Origin of the sequence: Streptomyces sp. NBC_00310, from assembly GCF_036208085.1 — a bacterium.
Lineage (GTDB): Bacteria > Actinomycetota > Actinomycetes > Streptomycetales > Streptomycetaceae > Streptomyces.
Map to the genome: position 1 here is coordinate 4,499,581 of NZ_CP130714.1, position 12,489 is coordinate 4,512,069.

Annotated in this window: 5 protein-coding genes; 2 read left to right on the top strand and 3 right to left on the bottom strand. The window is 70.8% G+C overall.

Translation table 11 applies throughout. The annotated features are described in order from the left end of the window. Positions 1–27: 27 nt before the first annotated feature. On the bottom strand, positions 28–1,119 hold the full coding sequence (locus OG202_RS19715) for a glycosyltransferase (RefSeq protein ID WP_328223220.1): 1,092 nt from the start codon (positions 1,117–1,119) through the stop codon (positions 28–30). Continuing rightward, a complete protein-coding gene (locus tag OG202_RS19720) occupies positions 1,116–4,034 on the bottom strand; it encodes a bifunctional glycosyltransferase/CDP-glycerol:glycerophosphate glycerophosphotransferase (RefSeq protein WP_327729433.1) in 2,919 nt (972 codons plus the stop codon). Before OG202_RS19720 ends, OG202_RS19715 begins: the two co-directional genes overlap by 4 nt. Positions 4,035–4,189: 155 nt before the next feature. On the opposite strand from OG202_RS19720, the gene OG202_RS19725 reads away from it, so the two are divergent. Together OG202_RS19725 and OG202_RS19730 are read left to right on the top strand one after the other, a co-directional pair. After that, on the top strand, positions 4,190–5,233 hold the full coding sequence (locus tag OG202_RS19725; RefSeq protein ID WP_327729432.1) for a serine/threonine-protein kinase: 1,044 nt from the start codon (positions 4,190–4,192) through the stop codon (positions 5,231–5,233). Positions 5,234–5,363: 130 nt separating this feature from the next. Further along, positions 5,364–7,292, top strand: coding sequence for a serine/threonine-protein kinase (locus OG202_RS19730; RefSeq protein WP_328223221.1), 1,929 nt, complete (start codon positions 5,364–5,366; stop codon positions 7,290–7,292). A 74-nt stretch (positions 7,293–7,366) separates the two neighbouring features. On the opposite strand, the gene OG202_RS19735 is transcribed toward OG202_RS19730, so the two are convergent. After that, positions 7,367–12,340 carry an NAD-glutamate dehydrogenase gene (locus OG202_RS19735; protein WP_328223222.1) on the bottom strand — a complete coding sequence of 1,658 codons (4,974 nt, stop codon included), beginning with the start codon at positions 12,338–12,340 and terminating at the stop codon, positions 7,367–7,369. Between the last annotated feature and the right edge of the window lie 149 nt (positions 12,341–12,489).

A 12,489-nucleotide genomic window follows, 5' to 3' on the forward strand; every position in this document is an offset into this window, starting at 1 on the left:
CGAAAGCCGAAAGGGCCCCAGGAGGCGCTACCTCTCCAGGAAGCTGAACAACGCCTCCCACCTGTCCACGATCTCCGCCGTCCCGTAGCGGCGGATGTTCTGCCTCGCCCGGTCGCCCATGCGGTCGCGCAAGGTCTTGTCGGTCATCAACAGGTCCAGCTTGCGGGCCAGTTCGCCGGTGTTGCCGGGGGCGACGAGCAGGCCGTCCTCCCCGTCCCGCACGATCTCGTGGACGCCGGGTGCGCAGTCGAAGGCGACACAGGGGACGCCCATGGCCATGGCTTCCATCAGGGCGAGGGGGAAGCCCTCACCCCGGGACGAGAGGGCGAAGACGGAGCCGCCGCGCAGGGCGCCCGGTACGTCGTGCGTACGGCCCATCCAGGACACCGAGTCGTCGAGGCCCAGGGCCGTGCACTGCTTGCGCAGGAGGTCCTCGTCCTCGCCGGAGCCGTAGACGAGCAGCGTCCAGTCGGGGTGGCGGGGGGCCACCTCGGCCCAGGTGTCGAGGAGCATGTCGACACCCTTCTCGTCGCTGAGCCGGCCGATGCTGACGACGGCCCTCCCGGTGCGCGGCGAGGGCACCTCCGGCACCCACGGCACGGCGTTGGGCAGGTACGAGGCGTTGTCGAGGCCCTCGCCGATCCACAGGTCGGCGTCCTCGCGGGTGAGGACGAGCATCCGGTCGACGTCCCGGTAGTGCTTCAGCACCCGCCTGAAGCGCGAGGAGCGGCGCGAGGTCTCGAAGGACTCGTGGCTCATCCCGATGACGGTCAGACCGGCGGTGTCGGCGAGCCCGACCCACTCCATCGCCCACACCTGGGTCACGATGACGACCCCGCCGGGGCGCGCGGCCCGGAACAGACCGCTCAGCACGGCGGCCTTGTCCCGCCTGCTCGCGTCCCGCGCCCGGCCGGGGCCCGGCGGCTGCCCGTCGTACAACCTGGTGGTGGGGTACGGGAGTTCGCCGAGGTCGTGCGGGTCCTCGGGGGTGGTGACGCCGATGCCGTGGACGCGGTGGCCGCGCTCGGTGAGGAGGCGGGCCAGGTGATGGGACCAGCTGGTCACTCCGCCCGTCTCGTCCACGCTGTTGGACACCAGGAAGACGTCCCGCCCGGTCACTTGTGCCTCCACTCGGAGAAGAACTGGTCGACGACGCTCTGGGCCGCCGTCCCCTTGTCGTACTCGCCGAAGTCGGCCGTGAACCGCTCCCGCGCGGCGGCGTACTTGAGCGTCTGCTCCTCCAGCGGCATCGACCGCAGGACGGAAGTCAGCTCGTCCTCCGTGCGCACGATCGGGCCCGGCGCCCGTTCGAGGAGGTCGAAGTAGGTGCCCCGGCCCTCGTGCACGTACTCCTCGTAGTCGTACGTGAAGAAGAGCATCGGGCGGTCCAGCAGCGCGTAGTCGAACATCACCGACGAGTAGTCCGTGATCAGGGCGTCCGCGAGAGCGAGGACGGGGCTCACGTCGTGGTGGGCCGAGACGTCGATGACGCGGCCCCGGACCGACGGCGGGAGCACGACGTGGTTGAGGTAGTGGGCGCGGACGAGGAGGACGTACTCGTCGCCGAACGTCTCGGCGAAGCGCTCCACGTCGAAGGGGAGGGTGAAGCGGCGCTGCCCCTGGTGGCGGAAGGTGGGGGCGTAGAGCAGGACCTTCTTGTCCGCCGGGATCGGCGGGATACCCAACTCGGCGGCGAGCGAAGCGCGTTCGGCCGCTGCCCGGGCTCCGTCCCCGCGCGCCCCGCGCGCCTCTCTGGCCCGCACGAGCGCGTCGTTGCGCGGATAGCCCACCCGCAGCAGCACCTTCTCCCGCAGCCGGAAGGCCTTCGCCAGCGTGCGGACGTCGTGCTCGGAGCGGATCAGGAAGTGGTCGAAGCGGTCGAGGGTGCGCTGTTGTTCGGCCTGCTCGGCACGGGTCTTGAGCTTCCAGCCGGACTCGTCGAAGCCCATGCGCTTGAGCGCGGAGCCGTGCCAGGTCTGGAGGTAGGTCGTGCCGGGGCGCTTGGTCAGCTTCAGCGGGAAGCTCTGGTTGTCGATCCAGAACTCGGCGCGGGCCAGCGCCCGTAGATACGGCAGCGACCAGCGGCGTACGAGGGTGGCGTCGGCGGGGAAGCCCTTCGGGCGGCCCGTGTACGACCACACCGCCTCGAAGTCGAGACCCTGACGGCGCATCTCCTCGTAGATCGCCCGGGGGCTGTCGCTGTACTGCCGGCCGAGGTGGCTCTCGAACACCACCAGGCGCCGGCGCATGGGCATGCGCTGGAAGACCTCGTGATAAAGGCGGATTTTGGTGTCGCCGGAGGTGGCCTTCTTGCGCAGCGTCTTCGCCTTGCGGTAGCCGGTCTTGGCGAGCCTGCCGGGCGTCCCCTGCAGGCCTCGGGTGACGAGGACGTTGGCCTTCTTGTCGGGGACGAGGCGGAACGCGAGGTGGCCGCGGGCCGAGATCTGCGGCTCGACCCGGTCGGCGACCAGCCGGGTGAGCCGGGGGCGGACCGGCAACGCGCCGGTGGCCAGGCCCGGTTCGGCGGCGGTGAGCCGGCTGGAGGTGCGCTCGCCGTCGACGTCCAGGTGAAGGCGTACGTCCCAGACGGCGTCCACGATGCCGAGCGGACGGAGGGTCCTGGAGATGTCGGCGGTGGCCTGCCAGGACACGTACGGGCCGTCGTGCCGCACGGTCGCCACCGGCACCCGGAAGGTCTGGAAGCGCACACCCGGGCGGCGGGCGTAGAACTCCAGCTCGGCGGTGAGCCGGGCGCCGGGCGGGATGACCCCGAGGGGGTTGGTGACGCGCCCGGCGAGCCGGACGGCGCCCCGGCCCGTCTCCCGGTACTCCGTCAGCTCGTTGCGCAGGAACAGCTTCCCGACCGGCCGGGCGTGGTAGCCGAGTTCGGTGACGTCCAGGATCCGCCGGGCGAACTCCCCCTCCTCCCCCGGGGCGTCCAGGTGCTCGGCGCACCAGTAGATCCGTCCGTCGCGCTCGACGAGCGGCGCGGAGACCTTGTCGCGGTTGGTGAGCGTGTCCACGGCGGGCAGCAGGTTGTCCCAGTCGCTCATCCGCAGGAGGTGGGCGCAGATGGCGTGGATGGGCTCGACCTCGTCGTACGCGGCCGGGTCGATCGACGCCAGGTAGGCGCGGGCCAGCCCGGCGAACTCCTGGCGGTAGGCCGCGTCCCGGAACGGCAGGTCACGCAGGTGCAGCACCAGGTCGTGCTTGAGGAACTTGACGTCCTTGTGGAACTTCAGCTCCCGCATCCCCTGGTCGGCGAGGAGCCGGTCCACCCGGCGGTGGATCTCCATGCGGTGCGCGAAGTTGGCGATCTCGGCCCGCCGGTTGCTGATCGACTTGGACTCCGTCCTCTCGACGACGTTCCAGTCGTAGACCCGGTTCGGGATCAGGGTGATCCGGCGGGCGGCCGCGTAGGCCTGGGCGGAGAAGAAGAGGTCCTCGTAGTGGATGCCGACGGGGAACTCCAGGCGGTTGTCGACCAGGAAGTCACGGCGGTAGCACTTGTTGGTGGACAGGGTGTCGTAGACCAGCAGGTCGGGCAGCTCGGAGACCGAGTCGAGGGTACGGGTGCGGGCGTACAGCCACGGGTACCACTTGACCTCCTTCCGGGTGCGCGTGTCCACGTGGACGCGGACGCAGAGACCGGAGACGAGGTCGGCGCCGGTGCTCTCGGCGGCCTCCAGCATGTTCCGGCAGGCGTTGCGCTCCAGGACGTCGTCGCTGTCGAGGAAGAGGACGTACTCACCGCGGGTCTCACGGATGCCCTGGTTGCGGGGCGCGCCGCAGCCGCCGCTGTTCCCGGGGAGCCGGTAGGCGCGTACGCGGTCCGGGTGCTCGGCGGCGAGGCGGGCGGCCACCTCGTACGAGCCGTCCGTGCTGTGGTCGTCGACGATCACGACCTCGACGCTCCGCAGCGTCTGCTCCAGTACCGAGCGGACGGCCGTGGGCAGCCTGGCCTCGTCGTTGTAGACGATCACGACGACGGATACGGCGGGTCGCTGGTCCACGTCCGCGTTCACCCCATTCATCCGGTTTCACCACTGCTTCTACCCTCTATAGACCCTGGTGCGGTTGAGGGCCACTTGGGTAGATGTCCGCGACGGTGCACGGGTTGCCTCATCCGCCACCGGGGGACGCCCGCCGCGATACGCTCCGGAGACAGGCTGAGCGGAGGGGGCGGTCGATGCGCGGGGTGGTACCTGAGCCGCTGCGGACGGAGGATCCGCGGGAGATCGCCGGGTATCCGCTGTACGCCCGGATCGGCGAGGGCGGCATGGGCACCGTCTATCTCTCCCGCAGCCGGGGCGGCCAGCCGGTCGCGCTGAAACTGGTCCGTCCGGAGTACGCCGACAGCCCCGCCTTCCGTGAGCGGTTCGCCCGCGAGGTGGCCGCCGGGCGCCGGGTCTCCGGCTACCACCTGGTGCCGATCGTCGACCACGACGCCGGCGCGGAGCGCCCCTGGCTCGCCACGCACTACGTCCCGGGCGTCCCCCTCGACCAGGCCCTGGAGACCCACGGCCCGCTCCCCGTCCCCACCGTCCTGCAGCTGCTGGCCTGCGCCGCCTACGCCCTGGACGCCGTGCACACCGCCGGGGTGATCCACCGCGACGTCAAGCCCGCCAATCTGCTGCTCGCCGCGGACGGGCCCTGGCTGCTCGACTTCGGTATCGCCCGGGCGGCGGGCGCGGCCACCCTCACCACCGCCGGACGCCTCATCGGCACCCCGCGCTACATGTCCCCCGAGCACGCCCTCGGCCGCCGGGTCACCTCCGCGTCCGACGTCTTCGCGCTCGGCCTGATCGCCGCGGTCGCCGCCACGGGACACCACCCGTACGGCCGCGGCAACCCCCTGGCCATCGCGACCCGCATCGCCGCCACCGACATCGCCCCGCCCACCCTGGACGGCATCGACCGCCCGCTCCTGGACGTCATCCGCCGCTGTCTCACCGCCGACCCGGCGGCCCGCCCCTCCGCCGCCGCCGTCGCCGAACACTGCGCCGGCGCGGCCCGCCGGGACGTCCGCGACTTCGGCTCCTGGCTACCGGCCCCCTTCACCACGTCGGTGGCCATCATCGAAACGGCCTTCCGCGCCCTGTCGTTGACGGAGGCCCCGACGACACCGGCCCCACGGCTCTCGGAAGCGCCGACGGCCCGTCAACTCCCGTCGACGGCCCCGATCACCGTGCGGGACGAGGAGTGGCGCAGGAGAGTGCGCCGGGAACCGTAGGCCGAGGTCCGTTGTCCGTACCACTGTGGGCAGTCGTTCCGCAAGGCGGGACGGGTGGGCACAGCCAACAGCCGCCGGACGCCCTATAAGCTCTGGTCCCGCCCAACAAGAGCCCAACAGTGCACAGGAGTTGCGCACCGTACCGGGGGAGGCTCCCATCAGCAGCAGCACTGGCGACATCCTGAGCCCTCTGGGACCGCAGGACCCACGAGAGACCGCCGGATACCACCTGCACGCCCGCATCGGCGAGGGCGGCATGGGCACGGTCTATCTGTCGCACACCCGCGGCGGCCAGCCCGTCGCCCTGAAGGTCATCCGCCGCGAATACGGCCAGGACCCCGACTTCCGCCGCCGTTTCGAGCAGGAGGTCCAGGCGGCCCGCCGCGTGCAGGGCTACCACATCGTCCCGGTCGTCGACCACGACACCACCGGCGAACTCCCCTGGCTGGCATCGGCGTTCATCGCGGGCATCCCCCTGCACGACGCCCTCGTCGCCTTCGGACCGCTCCCCCTGCCCGCCGTCTTCCAGCTCGTCGGCTGCGCGGCCCGCGCCCTCACCTCCATCCACGCGGCCGACGTCATCCACCGCGACCTCAAGCCCAGCAACATCCTGCTGGGCTCGCAGGGCCCGTACGTCATCGACTTCGGCATCGCCCGCGCCGCCGACGCCACCCACCTCACGCAGTCCGGCGGCCTGATCGGCACCCCGCAGTACATGTCGCCGGAGCACGCCCTCGGCGAGCCGGTCACCCCGGCCACCGACGTCTTCTCGCTCGGCCTGATCGCCGCCGTCGCGGCCACCGGACGCCACCCGTACGGCGACGGCGGCGCCATCACCATCGCCGCGCAGATCGCCAACACGGCCCAGCGTCCGCCGAAGCTCGACGGGTACGACGAGCGGCTGCGGCCCCTGCTGGAGCGCTGCCTGACCGCCGAGCCGACGGACCGCATCGGCACCGAGGAACTGGCCGCGCTCTGCCAGGAGTCGGCGGGCCGAGGCATCGGCGACTTCACCGGCTGGCTGCCGCAGCCCCTCACCGCCGAGATCGCCCGCCGCGAGCACTCCGCCCGGACCCCACCCCAGCCGACGGCGCCCCAGATGCCCGCGGCACCTCCGGTGGCGCCCCCGGCCGGTCCGGCGACCATCGCCCCGACGCCTCCCGCGGCACCGCCGCACAACCCGGCGGAGCAGGGCACCACCCAGGGCGTACCGCAGGCGGCCCCGACGCCCCCACCGACCGGCTTCGGCCCGCCGGCACAGGGCCAGGCCCCGGCTCCCGGCTACGGCTACCCGCCCCCGGCCACCGACACCTACCACCTCACCCCGCAGCCCCCGGCACCCGCACCGGCCGCTCCCAAGAAGAGCCGCCGCGGCCTGAAGGCGGCCCTCGTCGCCCTGGCCCTCGTGCTCGTGGCCGGCTCGGGCGCGGCGGCCGCCGTGTATGTGCTGGACGAGAAGGACGACAGCAACGCCACGGCGAACAGCACGAAGGACAGCGGCAAGGACGAGGACGGCGACAAGGCGGCCTCGACGCCGACCCCGACCGAGTCCGCCGCCGACTCCGGCGCCGGCTCCGACGGCGAGGACGGCGGCGGGGACGGGACGACCCCGAGCGGGTCCCCCACCATCCCCGAGAACGCCCGGTACACGGCCCTCTTCGAAGGCAAGGCCTTCACCCTCCGCACCCCCACCGGCTCGGACTACGTCAACGTCGACTTCGACAAGCCCGAGGTCGACACCGAGGACGCGATGGCCGACGACCTGAAAGACATGTACCTGAACAACAGCTACTGGTACTTCGAGACGACGATGGGCAAGAGCGTCGGCGCCACGCCCCAGGAGTGCGCCGAAGGCACGGGAACGAACGTCCTGCCCTCGACCCTGGACTCCGAGGACTTCGGCGATCAGGCGGAGATCGACGAGGGCACCAGGCTCTGCACGGTCACCACGTCCGGCAACCTCGCCATGTACGAGATCACCGCGCTGACGCCGGGCGACTACAGCTGGGAAGTCCCCACGGTCCAGGGCAAGCTGACGCTCTGGAAGATCACCGACTAGCCCAGTCCGCCACCGCACACGAAGGGGGCGCCCCACAACCGTGGGGCGCCCCCTTCGCCGTACCGCCTGCCGCTCTACGAGTGGCTGCGCAGCAGCGTCCTCATCGTCCGCATCGCCACCGACAGGTTGGCGAGGTCGAACGCGTCGGAGCTCTGGATGTCCTCCAGGGTCGTGCGGGCCCGGCCCAGGAGCGCCGCGTTCTTCTGCTCCCACACCTTGAAGCGCTCCTCGGGTGTGGAGGTGCCGTTGCCCGCGGAGAGGACCTCGGCGGTGAGGGACGCGTGGGCCGCGTACAGGTCCTCGCGGATCGCCGCGCGGGCCATGGACTGCCAGCGGTCGGCGCGCGGCAGCTCGATGATGCGGTCCATGAGCTGGGTGATGCGCAGCCGGTCGGCGAGGTCGTAGTACACCTCGGCGACCTCCATCGGCGTCCGGCCGACCCGGTCGGCGGCGGCGACGATGTCGAGCGTGGGGAAGGCCGAGGAGAAGCCCGCGACGCGCGTGGCCAGCTCCTCCGGGACCCCGGCGCCCGTCAGCTCGTCGTAGATCTTCTGGTACCACTCCAGGTCCGCGCCGCGCAGCAGCTTGGGCAGCTCGCCCCAGACCAGGTGCACGTCCTCCTTGAAGAAGGCGATGGTCCCGCTGAGCTCCAGCGGCTGCGGCCGGTTGTTGAGCAGCCAGCGCGTACCGCGCTCGACGAGGCGGCGGGAGTGCAGCCGGATCCGGGTCTGGACGGCCGCGTCCACCTTGTTGTCCAGCGCCTCGACGCCGTCCCACACCGCGGCCGACCCGAAGATCGCGCGGGACGCGGTCTGCGCCCGGACGATCTCCTCCAGCGAGGCCCCGGTCTCCTCCCGCAGCCGGTGCAGGAAGCTCGTACCGCCCGTGTTGACCGTGTCGTTGACCAGCAGGGTCGTGACGATCTCGCGGCTCAGCGGGTGGCTGTCGATGTGCTCGGGGAACCGCTCGCCCAGCGCGGCCGGGAAGTACGCGTGCAGTAGCTTGCGCAGGTAGGCGTCGTCCGGCAGCGAGGTGTGCAGCAGTTCGTCGGCGACCGTGATCTTCGTGTAGGCGAGGAGGACGGCCGTCTCGGGGCCGGTGAGGCCCTGTCCGGTGCCCAGGCGCTCGCGGATCTGCCGGTCGGTGGGCAGGAATTCGAGCGCCCGGTCGAGGTGGCCCTCACGGACCAGGTGGCGCATGAAGCGCTGCTGGGCGTGGAGCATGTCCTTGGACTGGGCGAGGGCGTTGGCGATCGCCGTGTTCTGCGCGTAGTTGTTGCGCAGGACGAGCCGGCCGACCTCGTCGGTCATCTCGGCGAGCAGCTTGTTGCGCTGCTTGACCGTCATGTCGCCGTCCCGGACCAGGCCGTTGAGCAGGATCTTGATGTTCACCTCGTGGTCGGAGGTGTCCACGCCCGCGCTGTTGTCGATGGCGTCGGTGTTGACCCGCCCGCCCTTCTGCGCGAACTCGATCCGGCCCAGCTGGGTCAGGCCGAGGTTGCCGCCCTCGCCGACGACCTGGACGCGCAGGTCGGCGCCGTCGACCCGGATCGCGTCGTTGGCCTTGTCGCCGACATCGGTGTGCGACTCGGCCGAGGACTTGACGTACGTGCCGATGCCGCCGTTCCACAGCAGGTCGACCGGTGCCTTGAGGATCGCCCTCATCAGGTCGGCCGGGGTCATCTTGGAGATCTTCTCCTCGATGCCGAGCACGTCCCGGATGTGGCCGTTGATCGGGATCGCCTTGGCGGTGCGCGGGAAGACGCCGCCGCCGGTGGAGATCAGATCGGTGTCGTAGTCGGCCCAGCTGGAGCGGGGCAGCTCGAACACGCGACGGCGCTCGGCGTACGAGGTGGCCGCGTCCGGGTTCGGGTCGATGAAGATGTGCCGGTGGTCGAAGGCGGCGACCAGCCGGATGTGCTCGCTCAGCAGCATGCCGTTGCCGAACACGTCACCGGACATGTCACCGATGCCGACGACCGTGAAGTCCTCGGCCTGCGTGTCCACCCCCAGCTCCCGGAAGTGCCGCTTCACCGACTCCCAGGCACCACGCGCGGTGATGCCCATGCCCTTGTGGTCGTAGCCGGCGCTGCCGCCGGAGGCGAAGGCGTCCCCGAGCCAGAAGTTGTAGTTCTCGGCGACCCCGTTGGCGATGTCGGAGAAGGTCGCGGTGCCCTTGTCGGCGGCGACGACGAGATAGGTGTCGTCCTCGTCGTGCCGTACGACGTCGGCGGGCGGCACGACCTCGCCGGCGACCATGTTGTCGGTGATGTCGAGCAGCGCGGAGATGAAGGTCTTGTAGCTCCGGATGCCCTCGGCCAGCCACGCGTCCCGGTCCACCGACGGATCGGGCAGCTGCTTGGCGACGAAGCCGCCCTTGGCGCCGACCGGCACGATGACGGTGTTCTTGACCATCTGCGCCTTGACCAGGCCCAGGATCTCGGTCCGGAAGTCCTCCCGCCGGTCCGACCAGCGCAGACCACCGCGGGCGACCTTCCCGAACCGCAGGTGCACGCCCTCGACCCGCGGCGAGTACACCCAGATCTCGTACGCCGGTCGCGGCGCCGGCAGGTCGGGGATGGCCTGCGGGTCGAACTTCATGGAGACGTAGTCGTGCGGCTTGCCGCCGCTCGCCTCCTGGAAGAAGTTCGTGCGCAGCGTCGCCTTGATGACGGTCAGGAACGACCGCAGGATCCGGTCCTCGTCGAGGCTCGCCACCTGGTCGAGCGCCGCGTCGACCTCCTCGAGCAGCGCGTCGACGATCTCGCGGCCCGCCCGCTGCCGGTCCGGCGACATCCGCGCCTCGAACAGCGACACGAGCAGCCGGGTGGTGTGGACGTTGTCGCGGAGGGTGTCCTCCATGTAGTCCTGGCTGAAGGTGGACCCGGCCTGCCGCAGGTACTTGGCGTACGCGCGCAGCACCATGGCCTGCCGCCAGGTGAGGCCCGCGCTCAGCACGAGCGCGTTGAACCCGTCGTTCTCGGCCTGTCCGGTCCAGGTGGCGGCGAAGGTCTCCTGCACCCGCTCCCGGGCGTCGTCCCCGCCGTAGTCCACACTCCCGGCCTGCGGCTTGGGCATGCGCAGCCCGAAGTCGTAGATCCACGCCGTCGTCCGGTCCGCGCAGCGCAGCTCGTAGGGCCGCTCGTCGATGACTTCGACGCCGATGCGGTTGAGGACGGGCAGCACCGCGGAGAGCGAGACGGAGCCGCCCTTGCGGTAGATCTTGAAGCGACGCTCGTCGGGCGCGGCGCCCACCGGCTCGTACAGGCTGAGCTCGAAGTCCTCGTCCTGGTCGAGCGCTTCGAGGCGGACGAGGTCCGCGACGGCCGAGCGGGGGTTGTGGTCGGCCTTGTACCCCTCGGGGATCGCGTTCGCGTACTTGCGCAGCATCTCGGCGGCGCGCTCCTCGCCGACCTCGGCGTTGAGCGCCTCGGCGAACCCGTCCGACCAGGACCGGGCGGCCTCGACCAGCTTGGCCTCGATGCGGTCCTTGTCGGCGTCGCTGAGGTGCGGCAGTTCGGTGCCGGGCTGGACGCGGACCACGAAGTGCAGCCGGGAGAGGATCGACTCGGTGTTCCAGGCGGTGAAGTCGACGCTGATGCCGCCCAGTTCCTCCTTCAGGATGTCGATGATCCTGAGGCGTACGCCGGTGGTGTAGCGGTCGCGCGGGAGGTACACGAGGGCGGAGTAGTAGCGCCCGTACTCGTCCTGGCGGAGGTAGAGCCGCAGCCGCCGGCGCTCCTGCAGATAGAGCACGGAGGTGACGATGGAGCGCAGCTCGTCGGCCGAGGTCTGGAACAGTTCGTCGCGCGGGTAGGTCTCCAGGATCTGGAGCAGGTCGCGCCCGTCGTGGCTGTTGGGCGAGAATCCGGCGCCCCTCAGGACGTCGTCGACCTTGCGGCGGACGACGGGCACCCGGCGCACGGACTCGGTGTAGGCGGCCGAGGAGAACAGTCCGAGGAAGCGCCGCTCACCGACCACGTTCCCCTCGGCGTCGAACTTCTTCACGCCCACGTAGTCGAGGTAGGACGGCCGGTGGACGGTGGCCCGGCTGTTGGCCTTCGTCAGGACGAGGAGCTTGTGCTCACGGGCCTTGGCGCGGGCGTCGGCGGGCAGCCGTTCGAAGGAGGAGCTGACGGGGTGCTGGTCGTGCCCGGCGTGGTGCGGGTCGGAGCGCAGGATGCCCAGCCCGGTGCCCGCGACGGCGGACAGCGAGTCGTCCTCGCGCAGCTCGTACTCGCGGTACCCGAGGAAGGTGAAGTGGTCGTCGGCGAGCCAGCGCAGCAGCTCGCGGGCCTCCTCCACGTCCTGGTCGCGCAGGTCGTCGGCGGTGTGCTCGGCGGGCAGCCCGTCGGCGATCCGGACCGCCGCGTCCCGCATCTTCTCCCAGTCCTCGACGGCCTCGCGGACGTCGGACAGGACACGGAGCAGATCGTTGTTGATCTGCTTGAGGTCCGCCCGGTCGGTCTCGCGGTCCATCTCGACGTGGATCCAGGACTCGATGTGCGCGTCGTGCGGCAGCGTCTCACCGGCTGCCACGGCGGCGGACGCCGCGGCGACGGCGGCCGGTTCGATGATCAGCTCGACGAGCTTGCCGGTGACGTCCCGTCGTACGACGACCTGCGGATGGATGACGACGTGGATGCCGCGTCCCTGCCGTGACAGCTCATTGGTCACGGAGTCGACGAGGAAGGGCATGTCGTCGGTGACGACCTCGACGACGGAGTGGCTGCACGTCCAGCCGTTCTCCTCGACGGTCGGGGTGTGGACCCGTACGTTGGCCGTGCCCTGGGGGCGGTTCTCGGCCAGCCGGTAGTGGGAGTGGGCGGCTCCGAAGACGTCGACCGGGTCGCGGCCGCTCAGGTCCTCCGGGGCGGTGTGCAGGTAGTAGCGCTGGAGGAACGCGAGCACGGTCTCGTGGTCCGGTTCGCCGGACGTACTCTCGCTCGTCGTCCCAGTCGGTAGATACCCCCCGACCGGGCTGTTCTCAGCTACCCGGGCGGCCCGTTCGAGCAGCTCGGCCTTGGCTTCGTCCAGCTTGGTCTGCATTGTCCTCTGGCTCCTGTCGCGCGCCGTTGCGTGACGTAGAAGGAAGTACGAACTCGTCCCCTCCGACGCGCCACCACGACACGGGGTGTCCGGTCTGCTTCGACGCTATGCCGCAGGGTGAGATGAGCGGGGGGTAATCAGCCATTCTC

Coding starts and splice junctions, on each gene's coding strand:
- OG202_RS19720 (WP_327729433.1), bottom strand. CDS start 4,034: ATGAATGGGGTGAACGCGGACGTGGACCAGCGACCCGCCGTATCCGTC.
- OG202_RS19725 (WP_327729432.1), top strand. CDS start 4,190: ATGCGCGGGGTGGTACCTGAGCCGCTGCGGACGGAGGATCCGCGGGAG.
- OG202_RS19735 (WP_328223222.1), bottom strand. CDS start 12,340: ATGCAGACCAAGCTGGACGAAGCCAAGGCCGAGCTGCTCGAACGGGCC.